The following is a 26,995-nucleotide window of genomic DNA, read 5'->3' as shown; positions in this document are numbered from 1 at the left end:
ATTAAAACGAAAGTATATCGATTAATTTAAGCCATTTAGAGCTCACTTTTTCTGCATTAATGTGTTTAATGGCATGATCAAAGGGCGTAAAAACAATTTCACGGTTAATCTGGCCAGCCATAACCCCGCTTTCGCCATTAATTAAACCCTCTACAGCGGCAACACCTAATCTACTGGCCAATACACGATCCATACAGGTTGGTTTTCCACCACGCTGAATGTGCCCTAAAACAGAAACTTTAGTATCGTAATGCGGGTATTTTTCCTGCAGAATTTCGCCAACCTTAAATGCGCCACCGGTATCATCACCTTCAGCAACGATAATAATTTTCGAGGCCTTATCTTTACGGCTATGCTCCAGTTTATGCAAAATGTCGTTTGCATTCATGTTTGCTTCCGGAATCATAATGGCTTCGGCGCCCACACCAATTCCACTTCTTAAAGCAATTAGGCCCGAGTCGCGGCCCATTACCTCCACTATAAAAAGCCTGTCGTGCGATTCGGCTGTATCTCTGATCCTATCCACCGCATCGATAACGGTATTAATGGCAGAGTCGTAACCAATGGTAAAATCTGTTCCGGCTAAATCGTTATCAATAGTGCCAGGCAAACCAACAATTGGGAAATCGAACTCTTTTGAAAAAATATTTGCACCTGTAAATGTTCCGTCACCACCAATTACAACCAAGGCATCAATTCCGTTGGCTTTTAGGCTTTTATAAGCTATTTTTCTGCCCTCAACGGTTTTAAAAGCTTCGCTGCGTGCGGTTTTTAAAATGGTTCCTCCGCGCTGGATAATATTTGCTACAGATTTGCGGTCCATAGGGATAAAATCATTGTTGATCAACCCTTCGTACCCACGGATAAACCCGGTTACTTCAATATCATAATAAATTGAGGCCCTTACTACGGCCCTGATTGCGGCATTCATGCCTGGCGAATCTCCGCCAGAGGTTAAAACACCAATATTCTTAATCTTATTCATTTGTTTGTTTCTTAGCAAATTCTGATAATCCATTGTCCAGATATTGCAAATATTTATCTATATTAAATTCTACTCCGATAGGAGGCGAAACTAATTCTTTTTCATCAGTACCCAAAAGTACATAATATGGTTGCGAAATGGTATTAAATCTTTCGGCCTGTAAATGTTTAAATTTTTTACCAACCGTATTCACTCTTGTACCTAAAATTTTAGAATCAAATTGTTCAGCAGCTGGCAGATCAGTTTTATCATCAGTATAAAGCGACACAACAATATAGTCTTCTTTCAATTTTTTAAGCACGCTCGGGTCAGACCAAACTCTTGCTTCCATTTCGCGGCAATTTACACAGCCATGGCCCGTAAAATCAAGGAATAACGGTTTTTTTACCTCCTTTGCATAAGCCAATGCTTCCTGGTAATCAAAAAATCCATCAATATTATGCGGAATGTGCAGGAATTCAGCATATTTACGTTTAGTGTGACCGGTTGTTGTGGTTTGGTTTGATCCACCACCGCTATCTTGTCCGATCACAAAATCCTGAGTAGAAAGCGGAGGTACCAATGCACTTACGGCTTTTAAAGGAGCTCCCCATAAGCCCGGAATTAAATATATTGCAAACACGAAAGTGGCGGTTGCAATAAATAACCTTGGCACTGAAACATAAGGAAGATCACTATCGTGAGAAAATTTGATTTTTCCCAATAAATAAACGCCTAAGATTAACGCGAGTACAATCCAAATGGCCAAGAAAATCTCTCTATCCAATATGCCCCAGTGATAAGCCAAATCGGCTGTTGAAAGGAATTTTAAAGATAAGCCCAGTTCTAAAAAGCCAAGAAAAACTTTAATAGAGTTTAACCATCCGCCAGATTTTGGCAATCCCGTCATTAAACTCGGGAAAATAGCAAACATGGTAAAAATTATCGCTAGCGATAAGGAGAAACCAAACATTACCACAACCGGTGTTAATAAATCGGTATTAATGGCAACTAACGAGGTTCCGATCAGTGGGCCCGTGCAAGAGAAGGATACAACCGCTAAAGTTGCTGCCATGAAAAAGATCCCGCTTAAACCTTTAGCGTCCGATTTAGCATCAAGTTTATTTACAAAGGAACTTGGCAAGGTGATTTCGAATGCACCTAAAAACGATACGCCGAAAACGATGAGTATTAGAAAGATGAAAATATTAAAAAATCCATCGGTAGATATTTCATTTAATGCACTGGCGCCCCAGATCAAAGTAATAATTACTCCTAAACCAACATAAATTACAATGATCGATAAGCCGTAAATAATGGCACTTCTGATTCCTTTTGCCCTGCTTTCGGCTCTTTTGGTAAAAAAACCTACAGTAAGCGGAACCATGGGAAAAATACATGGAAGAAAAAAAGCGGCTATCCCAGCCAAAAGGCCTAAACCAAAGGTTACCCAAAGCGATTGTTTCGGGGCATCCTTACCAGCTACGACAGCTTTTTCTACTTTGGCTGTATCCTTTTTTAGGGTATCTTTTTCCGTTTTTACTTGGCTATTGGCTGCACTATCCTGTGCAGAACCTACTTCGGTAAAAACAATATCATCGGGAGGAACAGTTGCTGCGGTATCCTGTGTTACCAGGGCATAACTCTTAACGGCAGGCAATGCAATAAACATTGTAGCCATTAACAACAATAATAAAACCTTTTTCATTTGTGTGTTTTGTGTGTGTATTTTTTGAAACCGTGAAATTAAGAATAATTTTAGAAACGATTTTTTATAAACCACTACAACACGTAGATTTTACTTTAAAAAGAAACAGTCCCGAAAATTCGGGACTGCTTGTAAATATTTTGATGTCAACTATTTAACCGGAACACTGAACTCAACTTCTTCTGGTGGAAGACATTGTTTATCGTTACAAACCATAAACTCCACTTTACCTTTAACAGCAGTTGTACCTTTATTTAATTTCACCTTTTGCTGGAAAATTACTGCTTTTTCGAAATAGCTTACATTCATTTTAAATGTACTTTCGTATTTAACAATTGCTTTAGGCTCGATTGTTTTACCAACCAGGCTAAAATCTTTAGAAGGGGCAAAAGTAAAAGTCGTTTTTACCGGACCACCATCTTTCACATTTTGCGAATAGATATGCCATCTATCTTCGATTGTAGCCTTTAAATATATAACGGCTTCATCTTTACTTATTTTCTTTGCAGAATAAGCCCAGGTAACCGGCTTTTCGATTTGGGCAAATGCACCTGCGATGGTAAAAAGTACCATCGAAAGCACTAGGCTGATTTTTTTCATTGTGTGTTTATTTTGTGTGTGTAAATTCTATTTCTTTAAAATTAAAGACTTTTAAGCCGTTCTTTGTATCAACCGTTAGCCTACCATCATCTTCAACTCCTGTTATAATACCTTCAAAAAACGCTCCATTTTGCATATACAACGCTTGAATATTGAAGTTATAAAGCCTTGAAAGGTAATCATTTTGTAAAATACTATATTTCCCGGCCCTCAAAATTAAGTAGTATTTTTCCATAAATATGAATAATTTCTCCATAATATCCATTAAAGGCACATCTCTTTGTAAAATTTGAATGACGGAAGTAGCACGTTGGCTAATACTATCCGAAAATTCGGATTGATTAATATTTAAACCAATGCCAATTACTGATGATTTAATGGAATTGCCTGTCAGTGTATTTTCGATTAATATTCCACCTAATTTCTTATTTTGGTAATACATATCATTAGGCCATTTTACTTTTATCCCTTCTGGAACAAAGCAGGATAAAGCATCACTAACGGCTAAACTAACAGCTATATTTAAATAAAACTGTTTATTAAGGGGCAAAAACGAAGGTCTTAAATAAATACTTGTGCTTATATTTTTTCCTGCCTGTGTTTGCCAAACGCTTTCCTGCTGTCCTCTTCCGGCAAACTGATTATCTGCCATAATTACAGTCCCTTCGGCTAATGGCTCGGATTTTGACACCAAATCTTTTAAAAAGTTATTAGTAGAATCAACTTCTTTTAATTTGATTAAATTTTGACCAACAAATAGTGTCGAAAAAGTGTTATTTTGCAAGTGTTGAATTTATAATATTGTAATTCCAAAATTAAAGCATTTTAATGGTAAAAAAGAAAATAGTAGCCCTTTCTACATACCTTTCTGAGTTAGCTGTTCACGGCATCCAGGAGAAAAAAGGAGAAGATATAGTGCGGTTAGATCTTAGAAATATTCATACTTCAGTGGCTGATTACTTTATTATTGCGAGCGCCAATTCCGGTACTCAGGTAAAAGCTATTGCTGATAGTGTAGAAAAAGAAATATATAAAGCCACTCAGGCCGATCCAAGACATAAAGAAGGTTTCGAATCAGCAGATTGGATTATTCTTGATTATTTCGATGTGGTTGTGCACATTTTTAAAACCGAAAAGCGCCACTTTTATGGCATAGAAGAACTTTGGGGGGATGCAGAAAGCACAAATTATCAAAGCGCATAACCTATAGAACCATTTTGACAAAGACAAATGAACGACAATCAAAATACCAACGAAAAACAAGGAAAAAGAATTCCAAATATTCCAAAAAAACCACAGAAAGGATCAAAATTTAATATTTTCTGGGTTTATGCAGCCATTATCATTGCGATTATAGCAGCACAGTTTTTATTTACTACCGATGGCGGTAAAGAGGTTACCTACCAAAAGTTTGAACAACAGATGTTACTTAAAGGTGATGTTCAGAAAGTTGTTGCTTATAAATCAGACGATTTAGTACGGGTAGAGGTTTACATCAAAAAAGATAGTTTAGAGAAAAAGAAACTATACGATGCTTATAAAAGCAATAGCACGTTTAATGTAAACAGTAACAATGCTAGCCCTGTTGTATATTTCAATGCCGGCACAATGGATGGCCTTGATAAACAACTGGCAGATTCGCAAAAAGACCTTCCGGCTAACCAACCAAGGATACTGGCAGAAAAAACCAGCCGCAGCAATCCGTTAGCAAGCTGGTTCTTAAGTATCATTTTACCTGTGTTGCTTTTAATCGGTTTCTGGATCTTTATGATGCGCAGAATGGGCGGTGGTGCTGGCGGTGGCGGTCAGATTTTCAGTATCGGAAAATCAAAAGCAACTTTATTTGATAAAGAAAGCCAGGTAAACATTACGTTCAACGATGTTGCAGGCTTAGAAGAAGCAAAAACAGAGGTAATGGAAATTGTAGATTTCCTAAAAAACCCTAAAAAATATACCGATTTAGGTGGAAAAATCCCTAAAGGTGCTTTACTTGTAGGTTCGCCGGGTACCGGTAAAACCTTGTTGGCTAAAGCTGTTGCAGGCGAGGCTCAGGTTCCTTTCTTCTCTCTGTCAGGATCTGATTTTGTGGAGATGTTTGTAGGGGTAGGTGCATCTCGTGTTCGCGACTTATTTAAACAAGCAAAAGATAAATCGCCGTGTATCATCTTTATTGATGAGATTGACGCTATTGGCCGAGCGCGTGGTAAAAATGGTGTAATGGGTGGAAATGATGAACGCGAAAACACCTTAAATCAACTTTTAGTTGAAATGGACGGTTTTGGCACAAATACACATGTTATCATTTTAGCTGCCACTAACCGTGCTGATGTTTTAGATAAGGCCTTATTAAGGGCGGGGAGGTTCGACAGACAGATTTATGTTGATTTACCGGATGTTATCGAGCGTAAACAAATTTTCGAAGTTCACATCACTCCGCTTAAAAAATCAGAAGAGCTTGATACCGAATTTTTAGCAAAACAAACGCCAGGGTTCTCAGGAGCAGACATTGCAAATGTTTGTAACGAAGCGGCATTAATTGCTGCCCGTAAAAATAAATCGGCAGTTGACAAGCAAGATTTCTTAGATGCTGTTGATAGAATTGTAGGTGGTTTAGAAAAGAAAAACAAAATCATTACGCCAGCCGAAAAACGCGCTATTGCGATCCACGAGGCTGGTCACGCCACAGTAAGCTGGTTGTTGGAACATGCGGCGCCTTTAGTTAAGGTTACGATTGTGCCACGCGGACAGAGCTTAGGCGCAGCCTGGTATTTACCAGAAGAACGCTTAATTGTTCGCCCGCACCAAATGCTTGATGAAATGTGTGCAACTATGGGTGGTAGGGCAGCTGAAAAAGTGATGTTCGATACCATTTCTACCGGTGCACTTAGCGATTTAGAAAAAGTAAATAAACAAGCCAGAGCAATGGTTACCATTTATGGTTTGAACGATAAACTAGGAAATATTACTTATTATGATTCATCTGGTCAGAATGAGTATAATTTCTCTAAACCATATTCAGAGGATACTGCTTTAACTATCGACAAAGAAATTTCGGCATTAATTGAAGGCCAATACCAAAGAGCAATTAGTTTATTAGAAGAAAATAAAGATAAATTAATCCAATTGGCCGATATCCTGATCGAAAAAGAAGTTTTATTTAAAGACGATTTAGAAGTGATTTTTGGTAAACGTTTATTCGAAAGCCAAGGAGAAAGCGGAACTCCCGGACATATTACTCCGGTAGAAGCATAAATAAATAATTTCTATTATTACATTTGCTACCCTAGTTTAATTATTAGGGTAGCTTTTTTTTATAATGAAGGATAATACGACAGCGAAAGAACAAATACTAAAAAAGATAAGGAAAGCACTATTAGAAAAGCGCGAAAACCCTTATCCTAATTTAGAAGAAAGTCAATTGTATAAAAAAAATACGGATGAGCTAGAGGTATTATTTGCCGAACAGCTCACCGCTATATCTGGCAACTTTATCTTCTGCGAAGACGGGATCGATTTTTTTGAAAACATGCTACAGTTGGCCGACAAGTTTAAATGGCGAAAAATATACTGCTGGGAACCGGAACTTCAACAGTTTTTAAGCAAATATGAATTTCCTTTTTACCAAACCGATAAAGATTTTGAACAGGCCGAGGTAGGCATTACCCTTTGCGAAGCCTTAATTGCCCGTAATGGAAGTGTTATGGTAACAAACCAGGGTGCTGCCGGAAGAAGGCTTAGCATCTTTCCACATCATCACATCGTGATCGCCAAAACCAGTCAGTTGGTTTTAGATCTTAAAGATGCTTTTCTGTTATTAAAGAACAAGTATGGCAATCAAATCCCATCAATGATCAGCAACATTACAGGCCCAAGCAGAACTGCCGATATCGAAAAAACTTTGGTTTTAGGCGCGCACGGACCTAAAGAGCTTTTTGTATTTCTCATTGATGATTTTAGTTAAAACTATATTAGTTTTGGCAATTACCGCTCAGAACTAAAAATGGCAGCAACGACTTTGTTACCGCCATAATCATAGTTTTTGTACTGCAAAACTTAATTGTCCAAAAAAGATTGACTGTTGAATGTTGTTACCTATCCGCTTTTAATATTTTCTTAACCACCATTTCCCTATTGGCATTAAGGCAATACACATCTTCATCATAATTGGTATATACACGTGAGAGAAAAGGGGTAAGATCAGGTTCACCTGGCATTTTTCTGCCACCAACATAGATGGATATGCTTACAAAGCGGCCAGCATCTTTATCCAGTTTTATACTTTTCTTGGTTTTTAGGTTGTAAATTTCAACGTTTTCGTAACCGGTATAATTATTTCCATAAGAGCGCCATTCTGGAAGGGTTGGGCTTTTGCATACCACAAAATAATCATCAGCCAGGTGAAAAATGGTACTAATGGTGTTATCGTTGAAATATCTTTTTCCTTTAAGGTCGACTATATCGGCAACATTTAGTTCTCTTCCGTTTGATATTTTATTGGTTTCCTTTAAAAGTACGATTCCAATGTTCTTTGGAAAATTATTTTTGTTTTCGCCCATTACAGCATAAGCCTCTAAATAATCGTTACTCTTTAGCACAGTATCTTTATTCTCGTTTAAAAAACAATTAGCCCGGCTATTGTGGGTAAACATACCCATTCCCCAACCTGCATAGAGCTGTATATCTTTGCCTAACTTAACCGGGCCTTTCTTTACAGTCGGCTCGGGCTTTTTGTTCTCGGTTGCCGGCGTTTTACCCATCGTAACATGCACTTCAGTTACTTTATTCTTAGCTGCATATTCTGCCTGTTTCTTTTTAAAAGCAATTGCGTTTTCTGCTTTAAGTTTTTCATTTTTTAAATTATGTGCAGCGGAAGCAGCTTTATCATCCGCTATTTTCTTTTTGCGGGCGTCCTCATTTTCTTTGTCACAAGCAGGGCACATCAGTTTTCCCTCCGCGTTATTCCAGCCTTTAGGTGCAAACCTGCAATTATAACGGGCATATTCGCTCTTCGAAACATGCGATTGCGCATTTGCCACCTGTACCATGAACAAGAGCAAAACAATGGTCAAGAAACTTTTCATTTTATTTCGTTTAATTTGTTGTAAAAATACCCGATCAACTAAATGATTTATATACCCTTTACTGGGTATATTTAGTACATGGCTTAAATACCATATCTATGAAAAAACAGGTAAAATATGGCACAGAAGCTAAACGTGACTGAGAAAGCAGGATTATTAAAATTCGCAATTGAAAATAAGCTCCGTTAATATTTAATTAATTTTCGTTTCTCGAATATAATTGATATTTTTATACTACATACCGTTTTAGTATGCGGTATTATAATTATGAGCAGAGCAATAAATACGGTAATAACCGGTACTGGAAGTTATATTCCACAGAATATTATTTCTGGTAATGAATTCCTAAATTCTACGTTTTTTGAGAATGGGAGTCTATTGGAGAAAGAGAATTCGGAGATCATTGATAAATTCTCTGAGATTACGGAAATTGTAGAAAGACGCTACGCCTGCCCCGAGCAGTTAAGCAATCATATTGGCGCAAAGGCCGCAGAAAAAGCCATTGAAAATGCAGGAATTGATAAAGAAACTTTAGACTATATTATATTCTGTCACAATTTTGGCGATATCCCTTTAGGTAGCAACCGCATAGATATTTTGCCTTCTTTGGCTTCAAAGGTAAAACAACAATTAGGTATTCAAAATCCAGACTGTGTTGCCTACGACATTATTTTTGGTTGTCCGGGATGGGTTCAAGGTGCGATACAGGCAGATTATTATATTAAAAGCGGAGATGCAAAACGTGTTATGGTTATTGGTGCAGAAACCTTGAGCCGCATTATCGATCCACATGACCGTGATAGCATGATCTTTTCGGATGGTGCAGGCGCTGTAATTTTCGAGGCAGAAGAATCAGAAGAAAAAAGAGGAATACTAGCACATAAAACAGAAACGCATGCCGTAAACCATGGCAATTTATTAACCATGGGCAAGAGTTCTCATCCTGATGAAACCAATGGAAACCTCTATTTAAAAATGAATGGGCGTAAGCTGTACGAGTTTGCGGTAGTTCAGGTGCCTCAGGTGATTAAAAAGGCTATTGATAAAGCAGGCTTAAGCGTTGAAGATGTAAATATCGTATTTGTTCACCAGGCTAATGGAAAAATGGATACGGCTATCATGAAACGTTTGTTTAAGCTTTATGGTAAAGATACAGTACCAGAAAACTTAGTCCCGATGACGATTTCATGGTTAGGAAACAGTTCAGTTGCCACCGTACCAACCTTATTAGACCTGGTATTAAAAGGCGAAGTTAAAGGTTATAAAGTTAAACCTGGCGATGTAGCTGTTTTTGCTTCAGTAGGAGCAGGGATGCACATTAATGCCTTTATACACCGCTTCTAATTCGCTAACCGTTTTAATCCGGCCCTGGCCTGGCTTTCAATACTGCTTTCAAATTCATGATTTTTCATGGCAATGGCTGTATTGAAAGCCTCTTTTGCTTTCGCATTATTTTTCCGTCTTTCGTAAACCTTACCCATCTGCACTGCAGCGTTGGCAGCAAAATAATATTTCAGGTTTTTGCCCTCATTAATTGTCTCCTGATAAGCTGTTAATGCTTGATCGTCTTTCCCTAAATCATCATAAATTCTACCTAATCGGTAATTGAATTCTGTTCTGTCCTTATCGTTGGTGTAATCCTTTACTTTCTTATCATCAAGGATCTGTAAGGCCTTGTTCAAATAACCACCATCAAACAGTAACCGGGCTTTTAACAGATCAATTGTTGGCGTTCCTGAAGTAGCTTCGGCTTTCGCCTGTTTGTCTTTTTCCATGTAGGTATATCCGTTTTTAACTGCCTTGGCTGCAAATGCTGCGTAAGCCGCTTTATCTCCCTTCAGAAGAGAGATCCAGCCCAAATGAAGGTAAGCGTCCTTCACAAAATTCACGCCCTTGGTTGCCTGCAAAAAGCGGTTAAAATAGGTTCCTGAATTAAGATCCAGTTTATTCAGGTGCGCAATGCCTTCCAGATAATCTAAATAAGGAAAAGGTTGATACACGCCTCCTTCAGGTCGCTTGGCCAAAATGACGATAGCTTCTTCACTATGCCCGTTTTTGATGCATACATAACTCTGCAAATAACTTTTTAATAAACTGGTATCGGCAATCCGTTCGGTATATTTTATTGTTTTTGCATAGGCCTGTGGGCTATGCGCCACATCTGTTAATACATAGGCATAATAAAACACCACTTCTTCGTAAAAAGGCTCGTAGGAAGATTTCGGTAGATTATCGGCCAGTTTTTCGAACATATTTAATCCGTTCTGGAGGTTCCCTTTTATTCCAAAAGTAGACAGCGCTGTTTTTAAAGCTCCATCCGGAAGATTACCCAAAACCGCGTTAATCAAACCCAAACCTTTAAGGTTAAGGTGAAAATTTGGGAACTTCTTATTGTTCTCCTGCAAAAGGCTGTTAGCCTTTTTAACCTCCATTGCAGCATTAAAATATTCACCAAAACGACCACGGATCAGTGCCCATTGCAAATTAATTTCTGCCTGTGCATACAGGTAGTACGGCGATTTTTTATCATCATCACTTATTTGATCCAATCGTATAGATTTATTGCCTTTTAAGCGATCAAAATCAGCTTTGCTCTCTGAAGTTAAAACCGTAAAATAATCTACATAGTTTTCTAAAAGCGGAATGATGGAATTATTGGGGTGCTGCTTTTTTTCAGTAGAGATATAAGCCCTTGCATTGCCTAACTTAAGTTCGAATATACTTTTATAGGCATTTAAGCAATTGTTGTTAAAATCGAAATTTGCAAATAAAGACGCTGGAAGCAGGAGAAGAGCAGAAAATACAAAAACAGGGAAGATTTTAGTCATTCGGGATATATTTCAGTTTGATTCTGTGCTATAGCAACAGTAGTTCACATTTAAACAAATATCTACATTAAACGCTAAAATCATATTCTTGTTTTGTGTAAACGCCAGAAAATAGGTCTAAACAAAAAACGTCCCGATTAAATCGGGACGTTCTAATAATTTTATGATGCGGACTAAGCTTCTGCTACTTCATGCGTTAAAGCTTCATCAACCAAAATACGCCCGCAGTGTTCGCAAACGATAATTTTTTTACGTTGACGGATATCTAACTGACGTTGAGGAGGAATCTGGTTAAAACAACCTGAGCAAGAATCGCGGTCGATTGTTACTACAGCTAAACCATTTACAGCATTTTTGCGTAAACGTTTATAGGCAACCAATAAACGCTCCTCAATTTGAGGCTCGGCTTTATCAGCTTTCTTTTGTAAATCTTGCTCTTCTTTTTCAGTTTCAGCAGTAATTACATCAAGCTCGCCTTTTTTAACTTCTAAATCTTTCTTTCTGCCATCTAACTCAGCTTTAGCAGCTTCGTAGATTTCAGTTTTAGAAGTGATTTCGAAACCGTGTTCTTTAATTTTCTTTTCAGAAACCTGAATATCTAAACCTTGAATCTCAATTTCTTTCGTTAAAGCATCGTATTCACGGTTGTTTTTAACTTCTTTTAATTGAGTATCGTATCTTTTGATGGCAGCTTGCGCATCTTTAATTGTATTTTTACGGGTTACGATTGAATCCTCAAGATCATCAAGTTCGCCTTTGATTTTTGCAATTCTAGTTTCTAATCCTAAAACGTCATCCTCAAGATCGGCAACTTCCATTGGTAATTCACCACGTACCTGGCGGATCTTATCAATTTTTGTGTGGATATTTTGTAATTCGTATAAAGCCTTTAGCTTTTGTTCTACGGTTTGTTCCATTAAAACAAGTAATTTATGGGGTTTGTATTTTGCTCCGTTAAACGGATTGCAAAGTTAGTAAATTTTTTCTGAATAATTTCAAGCAATAAATTTGAGGTAAATTGTTCAGTTTCAAAGTGTCCGATGTCGGCAATGATCAATTTTTCCTCTGCATCAAAAAACTCGTGATATTTAAAATCTGCGGTAATAAAAGCATCTGCCCCGGCAGCAATGGCCTCTTTTAACAGGAAGCTTCCCGAGCCGCCGCAAACCGCCACTTTTTTAATTCTTTTGCCAATTACCTCGGTGTGCCTAACCACTTTGGCCTGCATTCTGTCTTTTACCAAATGTAAAAAATCATAGGCATCCATATCGTATTCCAGCCAGCCTACCATGCCCGAGCCCACCAATTGGTGTTTGTTTTCGAGTTTGTAAATATCGTAGGCCACTTCTTCATAAGGGTGGTTCTCGAACAATGCAACCAGGATTTTGCGTTCGGCCTGTGTAGGGTAAACCATTTCAATCCGCACTTCGGCCTCACGGTGGCGAACGCCTCTCTCACCTACAAAAGGATCAGCATCTTCGTTACCTTTAAAGGTGCCAAAGCCATCGGCATTGAAACTGCACTCACTATAATTGCCAATGTTACCTGCTCCCGCATAAAACAATGCCGACCGCAATTGCTCTGCCTGGGCCTGCGGGCAATAGGTAACCAGTTTTTTCAAAAGGCCTGTTTTCGGTGAAAGCACTTTAGTTCCTGTTAAACCCAAACGCTCACAAATCCTCGCATTTACACCGGTATGAATGCTATCAAGATTCGTATGAATGGCATAAAGTGCAATATTATTCTTAATTGCCTTAAGCACTACGCGCTCCACATAATTTTTACCGTTTAGTTTTTTTAACCCTTTAAAAACGATTGGGTGGTGGGTAATAATCAGATTGCAGCCTGTTGAAATTGCTTCATCTACAATTTTTTCTACACAATCTAAAGCCACCAAAGCCCCATGGATTTCCATATTCGGATCGCCCACAATCAAACCAGCGTTATCATAATCTTCCTGATAATTAAGTGGTGCTATGCTTTCTAAATAGTTCGTTATTTCGGCTAATTTCATTTGATAAATATAGAAAATTTGGGGTTTTGTTGGTAAGAGAAATGATTAATGTTTTGAAAACGTACAGTTGCTGCAAATGGCTAGGGCAGCCCCGCCATTTGCTTATCCGATGAAGAATCGGAATCGCGGCTGTCGGGTTTAGTTAACGTAAACCTGTAGTTCTTTTGATCCTTCAGTCCCCTCAAAGCGCAACAAAACCAATGTTTATAAACCCGATAGAAACAAAAAGCCCGCAAACCCAATTTTTCATTGGGTGCGGACTTGTCGTGTATAGCGGGACGAACATTAATAATTGCGCTGTCTTTGCTTTTCAAAAAATTATTAAGGATCCTAAAAGTGAAAGTTTACTGAAAACCGCCCATTCTTACCATCTGCAAGCTTTCGAAAACCATTTTCTGGTTATGTTCAAAAGCTAGGGTTTTGTGATTTACGACATCAATGATCGATCCGATAAAACATAAACCTGCGGTTAAGAGGTATAAAATACCCATTCCGATCTGCCCGATGATAAACCTTTGCAATCCTGGGACAGCAAATAAACCGATTAAACAGAAAATTAGCATATCTGATGGATTTTTCCTTTTGCTGCTGTAAACCATTAAGAAGTTACGCAATTGTTGTTCGGTTAATCCGGTGGTAGCTTGTTGTAAGTATGAGAATTCTTCTGGCGTTATACCTGGTAACGACATTAGAGGTGATTGAAATATATCCATGGTTGCTATGTATTTGTGGTTGAAATTTTAAACGTTTTTTTATTTTTCATCAATGTGTAAATTCTATAAACTATAATCAAAAGTGCCGGAAACCCAAACCAATGTTCGGAAAAGCTTTCGGTAAACTCGCCATGTAAAATATGACTGATTGACCTGCCTATACCACATCCCGGACACCAATCCTCAAAACCTAAATTGGCTAGCGGACAAAGTGTGAAGTGATGCTCGTGGCCATTCGTTGTTGCCAGTAATACTAAAGCTGCTACCCAGAAAAAAAGTTCTAGTGGAAAGCTTTTAATGTACTTCATTGTTTCACTTTTTATATAATTTAGAGGTTATAACACCACCTTTGTTACATCAATTTGCCTGTAATCGACGAATGGGGGATATATTTCGACAAAACCAGTAATGGAATCTAACAAAAGATCTTATTTATTTTGCTTTTTGTTTTTCAACACGGTAACCCAGCCAAAAATAGTTAAAAAAACCTTTACACAAATTGCAGGTTAATATTAAAAGATAAGCTTATTTTTGTGCCTTGAACATTCGCGATTTAATAAACAGATACAAAACCGACGATAGGGTAACCCAATTTACCAAAGCGTTGAACAGCAGCAAAAACCCAAAGATACAATTAAAGGGATTGGTGGGTTCGGCTGATGCTATTGTTGCCCTGTCTTCTTACTTTATATTACATAAACCCCTACTGTTCGTTCTACCGGATAGAGAAGAAGCGGCTTATTTTCAGTCTGACCTGGAAAGCGTTTTGGATAAACAGGTTTTATTGTTTCCTTCTTCTTACCGCAAATCATTTGATTTTACACAGGTAGATACGGCCAACGTTTTGGCCCGTGCAGAGGTTTTAAACGAACTGAACCACGATTCGGAATACGGAAAAATTGTGGTTTCTTATCCCGAAGCCATTGCCGAAAAGGTTATTGATCGCTCTGCTTTAGAAAAAAACACTTTAGAAATTAGTTTAGGTGCCAAATTGGGCATCGATTTTATCAACGAATTTTTAATTGATTATGATTTCGACAGAAGAGATTTTGTTTATGAACCAGGTCAATTTTCTATCCGTGGCGGTATTGTAGATATATTTTCTTTCTCGTCCGATCTTCCTTACCGCATTGAGTTTTTTGGCGATGAGGTAGAAAGCATTAGGAGTTTTGAAATTGAAAGTCAGCTTTCGGTTGCCGATGTTAGGTCGCTTACAATTGTGCCAAACGTTCAGGCGAAATTTTTAACCGAAAGTAATATCAGTATCCTTGACTATATCGATCAGGATACACAACTCTGGTTTAAGGATGTTGAGTTTACCCTTGATATTATTAAAGCTGGCTTTAAAAAAGCCGTTGAACTCTGGAAAGCTTTATCTATAGCAGATAAAACCCAAAACCCAGAATGGATCGACCCTAAGTTTGCCTTTACAGACGAAAAATTGTTGGGTGATCATCTTCAGGATTTTCCTTTGATAGAATTCGGCAAGCAGTTTTTTTATAAAACGGATAACCGTTTTGAGTTTGAAACCAAGCCACAACCTTCCTTCAATAAAGATTTCAACCTACTCATTCACAACCTTAAGGAAAATGAAAAGGCCGGCATTGTTAATTTTATTTTTACCGATTCGCCAAAACAGATCGAGCGTTTATATGCCATTTTAGAGGATATTGATAAAACGGCCAAGTTTACGCCAATTAACAGCATGCTGCGCGAGGGTTTTATAGATCCACAGATCCAAACGGCATTTTATACCGATCACCAGATTTTTGATCGTTACTATAAATACAAGCTTAAAAAAGGCTATCAGAAAAGCCAGGCCATTACCCTAAAAGATCTTCGGGAATTAAAATCAGGCGATTATGTTACCCATATTGATCATGGAATCGGCAAATATGCCGGGCTTGAAAAAGTTGAGGTAAATGGTAAAACGCAAGAGATGATCCGTTTAATTTATGCAGATAACGATCTGCTTTACGTAAACATCAACTCGTTAAACCGCATTGCCAAATACAGTGGCAAAGAGAGTGGAGTACCCAAGATGAATAAGCTGGGTACCGATGCCTGGGATAAGCTAAAAAAAACTACTAAAAAAAAAGTTAAAGATATCGCCCGCGATTTGATCAAGCTTTATGCTTTGCGGAAAACCCAGGCTGGAACAGCGTTTTCGCCAGATAGCTATTTACAAACTGAACTGGAGGCTTCTTTTATTTACGAAGACACCCCCGATCAGTTAAAGGCTACCCAAGACGTGAAAAAGGATATGGAATCACCACATCCAATGGATCGTTTAGTGTGTGGTGATGTTGGCTTCGGAAAAACAGAGATCGCTGTGCGTGCTGCATTTAAAGCGGTAGCAGAAGGCAAACAGGCGGCGATCCTGGTTCCTACAACCATTTTGGCTTTACAGCATTTTAAAACCTTTTCGTCGCGTTTAAAAGATTTTCCCGTTACGGTAGATTACATTAACCGTTTTAAAACCAGTAAACAGATTAAAGATACCCTTGCCGAGGCCGCAGCCGGTAAGGTTGATATATTAATCGGCACACACCGTTTGCTAAGCAAGGATGTAAAGTTTAAGGATCTCGGCATCATGATTATTGATGAAGAGCAGAAATTTGGCGTTACTGCAAAAGAAAGGTTAAAAGCTGTAAGGGTAAACGTTGATACTTTAACACTTACCGCGACTCCTATTCCGAGAACACTGCATTTTTCTTTAATGGGGGCAAGGGATTTATCCATCATCAGTACGCCGCCACCAAACCGGCAACCGGTGAGTACCGAGTTACATGTTTTTAACGATAAACTGATTCAAGAGGCCGTTCAATTCGAGTTGGACCGCGGCGGACAGGTTTTCTTTATCCATAACCGTGTAAATGACCTGATGCAGTTAGGTGGATTGATTCAGAAACTGGTTCCAAAAGCGAGGATCGGTATTGCGCACGGGCAGTTAGATGGCGATCAACTGGAAGATGTAATGCTCGATTTCATTAATGGAGAAAAAGATGTTCTGGTAGCCACAACGATTATAGAAGCAGGTTTAGATATTCCGAATGCCAATACCATCATTATTAACCATGCGCACATGTTTGGTCTGAGCGATCTGCATCAGATGCGTGGCCGGGTAGGTAGAAGCAATAAAAAGGCCTTCTGTTATTTACTTTCACCGCCATTATCTACTTTAACTTCTGAAGCCCGGAAGCGTTTAAGTGCCATTGAAGAATTTTCTGACTTGGGAAGCGGCTTTAACGTGGCCATGCGCGATTTAGATATCCGTGGAAGTGGAAATTTATTGGGCGCCGAACAAAGTGGTTTTATTGCCGAAATCGGGTTTGAGATGTACCACAAGATCTTGGATGAAGCCATCCAGGAATTAAAAGAAGCTGAGTTTAAAGGTCTGTTCGAAAATGAACCTGCCCGTCCGTTTGTAGGCTTTACACAGGTTGATACCGATCTGGAATTGTATATCCCTGACGCATACATCACCAATATTACTGAGCGTTACAATTTATATACCGAGCTTTCTAAACTCGATAACGAAGCAGAATTAGCCATTTTTGAAAAACATTTGGCCGACCGTTTCGGTCCGGTTCCTCCACAGGTAAAAACCATGCTCAGTGTAGTACGTTTGCAGTGGTTGGGCAAGAAATTGGGCTTCGAGAAAATTAGTTTCAAGAAAAATAGTTTGCGCGGGTATTTCTTGAGCGATAAACAATCTGCTTATTTCGATTCGAATACCTTTACCAAGATTTTAACTTTTGCACAGAACCATCCGCGTATGTGCAATTTAAAAGAAGTAAAAAATACCTTAAGAATTGCTTTTGATAACATAAGTACTGTTGAAGAAGCAATTGAAACTTTAGCGCTTATCGATTAAAAAACGTTAATTGAGTCAGTCTATTGACTGAATTAACGTTTTAAAATTATTATCATCGCCATCTTAAAAAATGTTAGACCCAACCTTATTGCTCGATTTAGTGAAAATGCAAATGCCTTATGGAAAATACAAAGGTTACCTGATCTGCAATATCCCCGAAAGTTATTTGCTTTGGTATAAGGATAAAGGCTTCCCGAAAGGCAAACTGGGCGATTTAATGGCTACGATGTTCGAAATTCGGGTAAATGGCTTAGAGTACCTGTTAACGCCCTTGAAAAATCAGCAACGTTAATTAAGTTCGAGAGGTAAATCGGTCATCTAATAACTGTGATTGTCATCCTGAGCGGAGTCGAAGGACCTAAAACGATCGCCCTCTTGAACTTGTTTCAGGATCTAATCGCATAACTATTTAATAGATGCTGAAATAAATTCAGCATGACGAATGAGGTAAATTCCCCGCAGATTAGCTTAATCTGCGGGAAACAAATCTATATCTCACAACCATTCTCATCACAAACTGCATCATCATTTTTATTTAATGATGTTATCGTGGCTTTGGGTTGAGCAGCTTTCCATTCCGTAAAACTTTGGGTAAGCGCATCGGTAAAAGCCTGAACAGGCTGAGCACCCGAAACGCCATATTTACGGTCCATCACAAAATAAGGAACCCCTCTAATGCCTAAATTCTGGCTTTCATAAATATCGTAACGAACGGCTTCAGCAAACTCATTTCCATTCAAAACTGATTCAGCTTCATCTTTAGCCAAGCCAATTTCTACAGCAAGATCAACCAAAACACTCGTTTCACCAATATTTTTGCTGTTTACAAAATGTGCTTCAAACAGTTTTTCTTCGGCTAAATCCTGAAGATTATGTTTTGCAGCCAAATGGATCAAACGATGTGCATTGAAGGTATTGGCAGGAATATTTGTATCAAAATCTATCTTCAAACCAGCATTTGCTGCCATATCCACAACCTGTTTGGTCATTTGCTTAGCTTGCTCGATTGGCATTCCCTTACTCCGTGAAAGGTAATCGTACACCGATTCGTTATTGGTATTGTGATACGCTGGATTGAGCTGATAACTCTTCCAATCCACCTCAATTTCATTTTTGAACGGCAATTTTTCTATCGCCTGCTCAAAATGTCTTTTCCCGATATAGCAAAACGGACACATTACGTCCGACCAGATTTCTACTTTCATAGCACAAAATTAAGGTGATTATACTTGCCTATAGTAAGGCCAAAGTAAAAAGCCGCTATCGTTTAGGATAGCGGCTTCCATATTAATCATAGAATGTTATTCTGAGGATAAATTATTGTACAAAATGCATATACATGACAAGGAAATTTTAATAAATTGATCTGCTACGAAGAACCGTCATTCCCAACTTGATTGGGAATCTTAATGCCTTGGTAGGTTTGCAAGTTGCATTACGATTCCCGCCTACGCGGGAATGACGACTGATCAGAAAGCTCAACATGGCAAACTCAATTATAACTACTTATACAACTGGTTAAATATCAGTTTAAAAGTACCGTGCGTTTGCGCTCTAAATGCAATTTCTGGCCCAAAAGCAAGCAGTTTGCCTTTGCCAACCTTTGCTTCAAAGGCCGTTACACCATCTTGCAGGTAAGCCTGCCCCCATGCCCAGCCGCTGCGCAAGGGTGTCGCATTTTCGAACCACATTAAAGGTTTAATCTTTCCAGCCACAATGGCATCGCCTGTGAGCTTAAAAACGGGGCTATTGTCAAAATATACGTCAGCTTCCTTTTCCATGCCCCAGGTTGTTGGCAAAGTTGTATCTACACCAACATTTAAAACACTTCCCGGAACATAATATTTTTCAGCAGGTAATCTCTTTTCCTCTCCGTTTACAATTTCAACCATTGCATTCCGAACCGGTAAATTTAAATGATAGGCCAAATTGGTACTGCTACCAATGGTCACAATATTACCCCCGGCTTCTAAAAATTTCTTTAATTCTGGAATCGATTTGTCTGCAGTAATCCTTCCCAAACGGTTTCTAAATTCTTGAGGAACTTCTTCTGCCATTGGCGCAAAAGACCTGTTTCCAAACCCTCCTCCTTGTACCGATGGTATTGCGCCACCCACAAAAACAATTACATCGTATTTAGATTTTAGGTTCCCCGCATCAATATCCTGGGGATAAATTACTGTTGCGTTATAATGGTATTGCTCCATTAAAAATCGCACCCACCCTGAGGCCATAGAACCTCCATAGGTATCCCAAAGGGCAATTCTTCCGGCAGAGATTTTAATTTTATCTTTTGGTGCAGCAGCACTTTTCAGTTTGATGTTTGCTTTTTCCAATATTGATTTCCCTGCTGATGAAACATAAAAATCGCCATTTTCTGTCGACCGGTAAACTTCAATTTTATTCTTCAAAAGGTCGTTCACAGCAGTATAGGAATCATTTTGTGCCGCACTCAACACATAATTAGATCCGTTAGGTAATTTATTATCCGGCTTTAATAGTTCTCCGTAAGGATTTTTCTCAAACGGCCCTGAAAAATCATTTAAAATCCGGTCGAATTTAACATCCATTAAATAGGCTAGCGTCCATCCTGCAGCATCATATGGCGGAATTGGCGCGCCTCCTTCATATTTAAAATCATTTGGGTGATCTTGGGGTTCGAACATATCTAAAACATGCGGACGAAAAGCCTGATCGGTCTTAACAATATAACTTCCTGCAGGATAATTTTTTCCTGCAACGGCAAATGAAGCAGTTGCTTTTTGAACCACAATACCTGTTCTGATCAAGGCGTTTAAAAATTTAACGGCAGAATTAAAATCCGGCTGATCGGCGCTTAAAATATATCCGCGCGGATCTCTGTTTACAGGAGCCTTCATCACCGTATCAAAAGCTTTTATACTGATCTGGCGTCTTGGGCCAAAATCAGTATCTCCGCCTGCTATGGGTGTATTTTTTTCACTTTTTGCCGCATTATTAATGGCTTCTATTTTTTTAGGAGAAAAAGACCAGGTATCTTTTTTGCCACGTTCTATCGAATTTCTGCCCATCTGGTAGATGTTGTACAACAATTCGTCGCGATAACGTTGTGCGTAATTTAAAACGGCATAGTTTAACGATACTGAATAGCCAATCGAGTTTTTAAAGTACCATTTCCTTGGGGTAATCGGATTTGGCGAATCGCCGTTCGGTAATAATCTTGAAGGAACTAAGGGAATTTCAGAAGGTGTAGGGCTTCCGATAATTTCGGTCAAGAGCCCAATCATGTTATGAAAATAAGTGGTGGTTCTTAAACCGCCATTGTACCAGGTAGAGTAAACTGATCCTCCACGTTGGGTATAACCAGGTTTGTTTTCTACATTCATACGGTTGTGCATGGCCGCACCAACGGCATCTAAACTGGTTAACAGCGTTGGGTCGAAAACATAATTAAAAGGATCGCGGTAGGGAGGACCTGCTACAACCGTTCCTGCCGGACCAGCCTGATGGTGGTTATACATAATCTGCGGAATCCATTCCACAAAAAGCTGGCGGCCGATATTCTGCGTTTCTTTAAGGTTTAACATAAAAAAATCGCGGTTGTTATCATGACCTGCGTACTTTTCATACAAAACAGGCAAACCTGAAGTTGTTCTTTTTTTTGGGTCTTTCTCTCTCATATACCAATTGCTCACCAGTTCTTGCCCATCAGGGTTGGCATGGGTAAACAAAATGATTACATTATCCAAAATACGCAGGGTTTCAGGGTCTTTTCTGGAGGCAAACTCATAAGCAGTTTCGATCAGCTGATGTGCACCCACTACCTCGTTTGCGTGCAAGCCGCCATCTATCCAAACTACTGCTTTACCTTCCTGGGCTAATGCTTTTGCCTGCTCAGGTGTAATTTCTGCATGTGCCAACTGTTGCGAAATTTCCTTGTAACGGTCTAATTTCTTGAGGTTTTCTGGTGAAGAAACAATCAGCATATATTGACTTCTACCTTCTTCGGTTTTGCCAATATCAACCAGTTTAATGCGGTCAGAACTTCCCGCGAGTTTCTTAAAATAAGCTTCTGTTTGGGTATAATTGGCCAATTGATAATCGTCACCGATGTCAAAACCGAAATGCGATTTTGGCGTTGGCACTTCCTGCGCCAGCACCGCACAGCTATTTACCATTAAAAAAGCAAAGCAAAGCCTTTTAAAGTAGATTTTTATCATAATAAGGTTTAGTTAGGTACTCAAATATAGTAGAGAATAAGGTCCAAAAACCGCTTGCTGTAAATTTGTTACAAGTTTTAAATCCTAATCCATACATTTGTCCTGATGTAAGTTCTTAACTTTATTTTTCATCAACCGATACAGGTTCCCGGAATACAACCGGGATTAATAGGGAATCGTGTGCAAATCACGAGCTGTCGCGCAACTGTAAATTCTGTCTTTTTGTTAAAAGACAACGGTCTTATCATTCATGCCACTGTGCCGTTTACCGGGATGGGAAGGCGATAAGATCGGGAATAAGTCAGGAGACCTGCCTATATTGAATTGACGGTGCTTTCGCGTTATAAAGTAATTGGTCAGGTCTGATTGTACACCATAAAATTAACCATTTTATATGCTTGCTTTAAGCTTTTTGCTGATGAGTAGGCTGCTTGTGCGCTACCTTTCCTTTTTCATTTCTAACAAAAAACATTATAAAATATTGCTTTAAGGGCTTTTAAACGATTTATTTACTTAATCTTTAAAAGAGATGCTAACGCAAAATCTGGGCTATCCGCGAATAGGTAGCCAAAGGGAATTAAAGAAAATCTGCGAAAATTACTGGGCAGATAAAACTGGGTACAAAAATGTACTTCAGGTGGGAAAAAACATTCGCCACGAAAACTGGAACCTTCAAAAAGAAGCCGGAATTGATATCATTCCTTCGAATGACTTTTCTTTTTACGATCATGTGCTCGATCATTCTTTAACTTTTGGCGCGATCCCGAAAAGGTACAACGAAGTGATTCTGAAAAAAGGAAATTCAGAGCTTGATCTCTATTTTGCAATGGCAAGAGGTTATCAGAAAGAGGGATTAGATGTGGTAGCGATGGAAATGACCAAATGGTTTGATACCAATTACCATTACATTGTTCCTGAGTTTTACAAAGACCAGCCTTTTAAACTTTTCTCTACCAAAATTATCGATGAGTTTTACGAGGCAAAACAATTGGGTATTACCACAAAGCCTGTTTTAATCGGTCCTGTTTCTTACCTATTATTGGGAAAAGAAAAGGAAACTGGCTTTGAAAAAATCGATCTGATCAAAAATCTCCTTCCGGTTTATATCGAGATATTATCCCGCCTGGATGCTTTGGATGTAGAATATGTTCAGTTTGATGAACCTTTTTTGACTTTAGACCTTACCGAAAAAGACAAGAAAGCTTACGAATATGCCTATAAAGAGATCAGAAAAGCTTTTCCAAGGTTAAAAATTGTTTTGGCTACTTATTTTGAGGGCCTGGGCAATAATTTAGCACTAACGACTTCACTCCCGGTAAATGTTTTACATATCGACCTGGTACGTGCTGAAGGTCAATTATCGGATGTTTTAGCTTCATTAAAAGAAGATACTATCCTTTCGTTAGGTTTGGTAGACGGAAGAAACATCTGGAAAAATGATTTCGAGAAATCTGTTTCAAGCATTAATCAAGCTGTAGAAAAAAGAGGCCTGGATAAGGTGTGGATCGCCCCGTCTTGTTCCTTAATCCACTCACCTGTTGATTTAGACAATGAAACCAATGCGCAAAACCTTTCAGCCGAAATTAAACAGTGGCTGGCTTATGCGAAACAAAAAATTGCGGAGGTAGCTACCTTAAAAAAACTGATCACCAACGAAAGCCCTGCATCTACCCTGCAAAAACTTGAGGAAAATAAGATCGCGATTGCTAACCGTAAAGTTTCTAAAATCATCCACAATCCTGAAGTTAAACAACGTGTTTTAGGATTAAAAGAACAGGATGCAGAACGTTTAAGTCCATTTTCGGGCAGAAAAATTAAACAACAGGAACTCAATCTGCCAAGTTATGCCACTACAACCATAGGATCATTTCCGCAAACGGCTGAGGTAAGAAGCTGGAGGGCGAAACTTAAAAACGGAACTTTTACCGTTGAAGAATATGATGATCTCATTGCAAAAGAAACCGCAAAAGCCGTAAGCTGGCAGGAAGAAATCGATCTGGATGTTTTGGTTCATGGCGAATTTGAGCGTAACGATATGGTTGAATACTTCGGTGAGCAGCTGGATGGTTTTGCTTTCTCCAAAAATGGCTGGGTACAGAGTTATGGCTCCCGCTGTGTAAAACCACCGATTATTTTTGGTGATGTTTCGCGTCCGAAACCCATGACGGTAAAATGGACTGCCTATGCACAGTCGCTTACCTCCAAATATATGAAAGGTATGCTCACAGGTCCTGTAACCATCTTACAATGGTCGTTCGTACGTAATGATCAACCACGATCAGAAACCTGTACCCAAATTGCCCTGGCCATCCGTGATGAGGTTTGCGACCTGGAAAATGCTGGGATAAAAATCATTCAGATTGATGAGCCTGCCATTAGAGAAGGTTTACCATTGCGCAAAGCTGATTGGCAAAACTATTTAAACTGGGCGGTTAAAGCCTTTAAAATTTCGGCGAGCGGCGTGAAAGATGATACACAGATCCACACGCACATGTGTTACTCGGAATTTAACGATATCATCCAAAACATTGCCGATATGGATGCCGACGTAATCACCATCGAAACCTCACGTTCGCAAATGGAATTATTAGACGCATTTGCCGATTTTAAATATCCAAATGAAATTGGCCCAGGTGTATACGATATTCACTCTCCAAGGGTTCCGAAGAGGGAAGAAATGGTTCAGTTGCTCAAAAAAGCAAAGGCTGTTATTCCCTCCGGGCAACTCTGGGTAAACCCTGATTGTGGTCTAAAAACCCGCGGATGGGACGAAACCAAAAAGGCCTTAATAGAAATGGTCGAAGCTGCCAAAGAAATGCGTAAAACCGAAGCGGTTTTGGCTGCAGATCTTCAGGTGAACTAATTCTTTACTTTGGCAATTTTCTACTAAAAATAACTAGAAAGTTGCCAAAGCTTTTTACAGCACCTATATTTAACCCATGACCCTAGAAGAAAGAATAGAAAATTCTAAAACCAGCATTTTTAAAGCCGTTTTCCCAAATACAACAAACCATTACGATACCCTTTTCGGCGGAACAGCCATGCATTTAATGGACGAAGTTGCTTTTATTACCGCAACCCGCTTTAGCCGTCAGATTATGGTTACCGTAAGCAGCGACAGGATAGATTTTAAAAAACCTATCCCAGCAGGTACAATCGTAGAGCTTATCGGTAAGGTAAACCATGTGGGCAATACCAGTTTAAAGGTTAATGTAGAAATTTATATCGAACAGATGTATGCCGAAGGAAGAGAATTGGCCGTTCATGGCGATTTTACTTTCGTCGCCATTGATGAAAATAAAAAGCCAGTTCAAGTGATTAAATAATCTTATAAGCTATGGCCAAAAGATGTAAAAATCATAATGCCTTAATTTTTAACTTTGATTATGGAACAGCAACTTTCTGAAGAAGACTTAAAAAATATTGCCAAACAATTGGGTTGTCCCGAAGGGGAACACGGCATTAAAACAGGTGAAATGATGCATGCCAATAATATCGGCATGACTACTTCTGCAATTGAGGCATTAGATCTTAAAAGCGATGAAACTGTTTTAGAAATTGGTCATGGTAACGGCGGGCACATTGCTCAACTCTTATCAAAAGCCGAAAACCTCCATTATTTCGGTGCTGACATTTCTGCAACCATTATTGCCGAGGCTGAAAAGATCAATCAGGATTTCATAACAAAAGGAAAGGTTCATTTTCAGCTAACAGATGGCGTTACATTACCATTTGAGGATGATCGGTTTGATAAAATTTTTACGGTTAATACAATTTACTTTTGGACAAATCCAAGTGAATACTTCGACGAAATTAAGCGAACACTAAAACCTGACGGCACTTTGGCTATATGTTTTGCTGATAAAAATTTTATGAAAAACCTCCCGTTTACGCCTTATGGTTTTACACTTTACAATGTAGAAACCGTAAACGAACTATTAGAAAAAGCGGGGTATACCATTAAAAATACGCTCAAAAAATTAGAGCAGATACAAAGTAAAACCGGTGAAAAGATAGAAAGAGCATATTACGTTATAACAGCTACTGCATAATCATAGTCCTCGTTTGTAACGAGGATTAGCGAGAATAGCGATTGTATCGCTAATAGCATAACCACATTACAAATGTGGATCTCATTCATCCTCGTTACAAACGAGGACGATAGATAAGTCAATTTTAATACAAAATCAGATACAGATAGGCATAAACCACTGGGGCAGACAGCAACAAGCCATCAAAACGATCTAATAAACCACCATGCCCTGGTAATAAACCACCACTATCTTTCGTATCCAAACTGCGTTTAAGCATCGATTCTACTAAATCGCCCAACGTACCAAAACTGGCAATCAATACAGCCATACCGATCCAAACCCAAGCTGGACTTTCGGTGAACAGAAATGATAAGCCAAAAGCGACCAAAACGCTGGTGAACATCCCTCCGAAAAAACCTTCCCAGCTTTTCTTTGGCGAGTGGCGCTCGAACAATTTACGTTTACCGTATTTTACACCAAAAAGGTAAGCACCAGTATCATTTGCCCAAAGCATCAGTAAAAATGCCAGCGGAAGATGAAAGTTATATTCGTTCCAGTTTTTTAAAAAGCCCAGGGCATGAAAAAAACAGAATGGAATAGTTACATAAACAAAGCCAACAAAAGTGTAAGATATATTAGCGAACGGAATTTTGTTTTTCTTATACAGTTCAGTAATAAAAACCGAGAAAATCAGCGGGATACAAAGCAATAAATACTTAACATCGTATTTAAGGTAGTGTAAGCCAGCTGCCATCAAAAATATTAATGAGCTTGCTGCCAAACCGATATTACGGTGTGGCCTGATGCCGGAGTTTTTAATCAGCTTGTAAAACTCAAATAAAGCCAAAACACTTAAAACAAGATAAAATATAGTAAAAGTATAGCTGCCCAGAAGGATAGATCCAAGCATTACAATGGTAAAAAAGAAAGCGGTTATTGCCCTGGTTTTCATTTAAGGTAAGAGGTAAAAGGGTGTA

22 protein-coding genes and 1 riboswitch are annotated in these 26,995 nt (G+C 38.8%); of the genes, 9 read left to right on the top strand and 13 right to left on the bottom strand.

Annotated elements, in window-relative coordinates:
• Nucleotide 1 precedes the first annotated feature (1 nt).
• The 4 genes from pfkA to LQ227_RS09580 all read right to left on the bottom strand — a co-directional run bounded on the left by pfkA (nucleotide 2) and on the right by LQ227_RS09580 (nucleotide 4,056).
• Nucleotides 2–985 (bottom strand): 6-phosphofructokinase, encoded by a 984-nt coding sequence (gene pfkA / locus LQ227_RS09595; protein WP_230149169.1) that lies wholly within the window; start codon nucleotides 983–985, stop codon nucleotides 2–4.
• Nucleotides 978–2,672 (bottom strand): protein-disulfide reductase DsbD, encoded by a 1,695-nt coding sequence (locus tag LQ227_RS09590; RefSeq protein WP_230143025.1) that lies wholly within the window; start codon nucleotides 2,670–2,672, stop codon nucleotides 978–980. The genes pfkA and LQ227_RS09590 overlap by 8 nt, the downstream gene beginning before the upstream one ends.
• A 150-nt stretch (nucleotides 2,673–2,822) precedes the next feature.
• The gene (locus LQ227_RS09585; RefSeq protein WP_230143023.1) at nucleotides 2,823–3,272 is read right to left on the bottom strand and encodes a protein-disulfide reductase DsbD domain-containing protein; all 450 of its coding nucleotides are present in this window, start codon (nucleotides 3,270–3,272) and stop codon (nucleotides 2,823–2,825) included.
• A gap of 7 nt (nucleotides 3,273–3,279) precedes the next feature.
• The gene (locus LQ227_RS09580; protein WP_230143021.1) at nucleotides 3,280–4,056 is read right to left on the bottom strand and encodes a biotin--[acetyl-CoA-carboxylase] ligase; all 777 of its coding nucleotides are present in this window, start codon (nucleotides 4,054–4,056) and stop codon (nucleotides 3,280–3,282) included.
• Nucleotides 4,057–4,100: 44 nt separating this feature from the next.
• Between LQ227_RS09580 and rsfS the strand changes: the two genes are divergently transcribed.
• From rsfS to LQ227_RS09565, 3 genes are all read left to right on the top strand, one after another.
• Nucleotides 4,101–4,475 (top strand): ribosome silencing factor, encoded by a 375-nt coding sequence (gene rsfS, locus LQ227_RS09575; RefSeq protein ID WP_057930976.1) that lies wholly within the window; start codon nucleotides 4,101–4,103, stop codon nucleotides 4,473–4,475.
• A 27-nt stretch (nucleotides 4,476–4,502) separates the two neighbouring features.
• Complete coding sequence (gene ftsH, locus LQ227_RS09570; RefSeq protein WP_230143019.1) at nucleotides 4,503–6,524, top strand: ATP-dependent zinc metalloprotease FtsH; 2,022 nt, start codon at nucleotides 4,503–4,505, stop codon at nucleotides 6,522–6,524.
• 64 nt (nucleotides 6,525–6,588) lie between these two features.
• Nucleotides 6,589–7,233, top strand: coding sequence for an LUD domain-containing protein (locus LQ227_RS09565; RefSeq protein ID WP_029274908.1), 645 nt, complete (start codon nucleotides 6,589–6,591; stop codon nucleotides 7,231–7,233).
• 127 nt (nucleotides 7,234–7,360) lie between these two features.
• On the opposite strand, the gene LQ227_RS09560 is transcribed toward LQ227_RS09565, so the two are convergent.
• Nucleotides 7,361–8,353: a hypothetical protein gene (locus LQ227_RS09560; RefSeq protein WP_230143017.1), complete on the bottom strand. Its 993-nt coding sequence runs from the start codon at nucleotides 8,351–8,353 to the stop codon at nucleotides 7,361–7,363.
• Between the two features lie 267 nt (nucleotides 8,354–8,620).
• On the opposite strand from LQ227_RS09560, the gene LQ227_RS09555 reads away from it, so the two are divergent.
• Complete coding sequence (locus LQ227_RS09555; protein ID WP_230143016.1) at nucleotides 8,621–9,697, top strand: 3-oxoacyl-ACP synthase III family protein; 1,077 nt, start codon at nucleotides 8,621–8,623, stop codon at nucleotides 9,695–9,697.
• Here the strand turns inward: LQ227_RS09555 and LQ227_RS09550 are convergent.
• The 5 genes from LQ227_RS09550 to LQ227_RS09530 all read right to left on the bottom strand — a co-directional run bounded on the left by LQ227_RS09550 (nucleotide 9,694) and on the right by LQ227_RS09530 (nucleotide 14,216).
• Nucleotides 9,694–11,181: a tetratricopeptide repeat protein gene (locus LQ227_RS09550; RefSeq protein ID WP_230149167.1), complete on the bottom strand. Its 1,488-nt coding sequence runs from the start codon at nucleotides 11,179–11,181 to the stop codon at nucleotides 9,694–9,696. The two genes, LQ227_RS09555 and LQ227_RS09550, sit on opposite strands and share 4 nt — an antisense overlap.
• Before the next feature lie 173 nt (nucleotides 11,182–11,354).
• A complete protein-coding gene (locus tag LQ227_RS09545) occupies nucleotides 11,355–12,098 on the bottom strand; it encodes a zinc ribbon domain-containing protein (RefSeq protein ID WP_057930982.1) in 744 nt (247 codons plus the stop codon).
• Complete coding sequence (locus LQ227_RS09540) at nucleotides 12,098–13,195, bottom strand: Nif3-like dinuclear metal center hexameric protein (protein WP_230142990.1); 1,098 nt, start codon at nucleotides 13,193–13,195, stop codon at nucleotides 12,098–12,100. The genes LQ227_RS09545 and LQ227_RS09540 overlap by 1 nt, the downstream gene beginning before the upstream one ends.
• Before the next feature lie 344 nt (nucleotides 13,196–13,539).
• A complete protein-coding gene (locus LQ227_RS09535) occupies nucleotides 13,540–13,908 on the bottom strand; it encodes a TM2 domain-containing protein (RefSeq protein WP_029274914.1) in 369 nt (122 codons plus the stop codon).
• 5 nt (nucleotides 13,909–13,913) lie between these two features.
• A complete protein-coding gene (locus LQ227_RS09530) occupies nucleotides 13,914–14,216 on the bottom strand; it encodes a DUF2752 domain-containing protein (protein WP_230142989.1) in 303 nt (100 codons plus the stop codon).
• A 230-nt stretch (nucleotides 14,217–14,446) separates the two neighbouring features.
• On the opposite strand from LQ227_RS09530, the gene mfd reads away from it, so the two are divergent.
• Nucleotides 14,447–17,785 carry a transcription-repair coupling factor gene (mfd, locus tag LQ227_RS09525; protein WP_230149165.1) on the top strand — a complete coding sequence of 1,113 codons (3,339 nt, stop codon included), beginning with the start codon at nucleotides 14,447–14,449 and terminating at the stop codon, nucleotides 17,783–17,785.
• A 70-nt stretch (nucleotides 17,786–17,855) separates the two neighbouring features.
• Entirely contained in the window at nucleotides 17,856–18,077 is a 222-nt protein-coding gene (locus tag LQ227_RS09520) for a DUF3820 family protein (protein WP_230142986.1), read from the top strand.
• A gap of 196 nt (nucleotides 18,078–18,273) precedes the next feature.
• Here the strand turns inward: LQ227_RS09520 and LQ227_RS09515 are convergent, their stop codons facing one another.
• Nucleotides 18,274–18,990: a DsbA family oxidoreductase gene (locus LQ227_RS09515; RefSeq protein WP_230142985.1), complete on the bottom strand. Its 717-nt coding sequence runs from the start codon at nucleotides 18,988–18,990 to the stop codon at nucleotides 18,274–18,276.
• Between the two features lie 297 nt (nucleotides 18,991–19,287).
• Nucleotides 19,288–21,984: a M14 metallopeptidase family protein gene (locus LQ227_RS09510; RefSeq protein ID WP_230149163.1), complete on the bottom strand. Its 2,697-nt coding sequence runs from the start codon at nucleotides 21,982–21,984 to the stop codon at nucleotides 19,288–19,290.
• Nucleotides 21,985–22,109: 125 nt separating this feature from the next.
• Nucleotides 22,110–22,317: riboswitch (cobalamin riboswitch) on the top strand.
• 196 nt (nucleotides 22,318–22,513) lie between these two features.
• On the opposite strand from LQ227_RS09510, the gene metE reads away from it, so the two are divergent.
• The 3 genes from metE to LQ227_RS09495 all read left to right on the top strand — a co-directional run bounded on the left by metE (nucleotide 22,514) and on the right by LQ227_RS09495 (nucleotide 26,036).
• Nucleotides 22,514–24,847, top strand: a complete 2,334-nt coding sequence (gene metE, locus LQ227_RS09505; RefSeq protein WP_230149162.1) for a 5-methyltetrahydropteroyltriglutamate--homocysteine S-methyltransferase — start codon at nucleotides 22,514–22,516, stop codon at nucleotides 24,845–24,847.
• 76 nt (nucleotides 24,848–24,923) lie between these two features.
• A complete protein-coding gene (locus LQ227_RS09500) occupies nucleotides 24,924–25,310 on the top strand; it encodes an acyl-CoA thioesterase (RefSeq protein ID WP_025141655.1) in 387 nt (128 codons plus the stop codon).
• Nucleotides 25,311–25,370: 60 nt separating this feature from the next.
• Nucleotides 25,371–26,036: a class I SAM-dependent methyltransferase gene (locus LQ227_RS09495; RefSeq protein WP_230149161.1), complete on the top strand. Its 666-nt coding sequence runs from the start codon at nucleotides 25,371–25,373 to the stop codon at nucleotides 26,034–26,036.
• A gap of 124 nt (nucleotides 26,037–26,160) precedes the next feature.
• Here the strand turns inward: LQ227_RS09495 and LQ227_RS09490 are convergent, their stop codons facing one another.
• Nucleotides 26,161–26,970, bottom strand: a complete 810-nt coding sequence (locus tag LQ227_RS09490; RefSeq protein WP_230149160.1) for a phosphatidate cytidylyltransferase — start codon at nucleotides 26,968–26,970, stop codon at nucleotides 26,161–26,163.
• Nucleotides 26,971–26,995: the final 25 nt, after the last annotated feature.

Origin of the sequence: Pedobacter sp. Bi27 (assembly GCF_918698255.1) — a bacterium.
Taxonomy (GTDB): domain Bacteria; phylum Bacteroidota; class Bacteroidia; order Sphingobacteriales; family Sphingobacteriaceae; genus Pedobacter.
Note: the sequence above shows the minus strand (reverse complement) of the source record. Positions and strands in the feature narration are given on the sequence as shown.

Coding starts and splice junctions, on each gene's coding strand:
- LQ227_RS09510 (WP_230149163.1), bottom strand. CDS start 21,984: ATGATAAAAATCTACTTTAAAAGGCTTTGCTTTGCTTTTTTAATGGTA.
- LQ227_RS09565 (WP_029274908.1), top strand. CDS start 6,589: ATGAAGGATAATACGACAGCGAAAGAACAAATACTAAAAAAGATAAGG.
- pfkA (WP_230149169.1), bottom strand. CDS start 985: ATGAATAAGATTAAGAATATTGGTGTTTTAACCTCTGGCGGAGATTCG.
- LQ227_RS09490 (WP_230149160.1), bottom strand. CDS start 26,970: ATGAAAACCAGGGCAATAACCGCTTTCTTTTTTACCATTGTAATGCTT.
- LQ227_RS09535 (WP_029274914.1), bottom strand. CDS start 13,908: ATGGATATATTTCAATCACCTCTAATGTCGTTACCAGGTATAACGCCA.
- LQ227_RS09545 (WP_057930982.1), bottom strand. CDS start 12,098: ATGGAACAAACCGTAGAACAAAAGCTAAAGGCTTTATACGAATTACAA.
- LQ227_RS09560 (WP_230143017.1), bottom strand. CDS start 8,353: ATGAAAAGTTTCTTGACCATTGTTTTGCTCTTGTTCATGGTACAGGTG.
- LQ227_RS09585 (WP_230143023.1), bottom strand. CDS start 3,272: ATGAAAAAAATCAGCCTAGTGCTTTCGATGGTACTTTTTACCATCGCA.
- rsfS (WP_057930976.1), top strand. CDS start 4,101: ATGGTAAAAAAGAAAATAGTAGCCCTTTCTACATACCTTTCTGAGTTA.
- metE (WP_230149162.1), top strand. CDS start 22,514: ATGCTAACGCAAAATCTGGGCTATCCGCGAATAGGTAGCCAAAGGGAA.
- LQ227_RS09495 (WP_230149161.1), top strand. CDS start 25,371: ATGGAACAGCAACTTTCTGAAGAAGACTTAAAAAATATTGCCAAACAA.
- ftsH (WP_230143019.1), top strand. CDS start 4,503: ATGAACGACAATCAAAATACCAACGAAAAACAAGGAAAAAGAATTCCA.
- LQ227_RS09540 (WP_230142990.1), bottom strand. CDS start 13,195: ATGAAATTAGCCGAAATAACGAACTATTTAGAAAGCATAGCACCACTT.
- LQ227_RS09550 (WP_230149167.1), bottom strand. CDS start 11,181: ATGACTAAAATCTTCCCTGTTTTTGTATTTTCTGCTCTTCTCCTGCTT.
- LQ227_RS09500 (WP_025141655.1), top strand. CDS start 24,924: ATGACCCTAGAAGAAAGAATAGAAAATTCTAAAACCAGCATTTTTAAA.
- LQ227_RS09530 (WP_230142989.1), bottom strand. CDS start 14,216: ATGAAGTACATTAAAAGCTTTCCACTAGAACTTTTTTTCTGGGTAGCA.
- LQ227_RS09520 (WP_230142986.1), top strand. CDS start 17,856: ATGTTAGACCCAACCTTATTGCTCGATTTAGTGAAAATGCAAATGCCT.
- LQ227_RS09590 (WP_230143025.1), bottom strand. CDS start 2,672: ATGAAAAAGGTTTTATTATTGTTGTTAATGGCTACAATGTTTATTGCA.
- LQ227_RS09515 (WP_230142985.1), bottom strand. CDS start 18,990: ATGAAAGTAGAAATCTGGTCGGACGTAATGTGTCCGTTTTGCTATATC.
- LQ227_RS09555 (WP_230143016.1), top strand. CDS start 8,621: ATGAGCAGAGCAATAAATACGGTAATAACCGGTACTGGAAGTTATATT.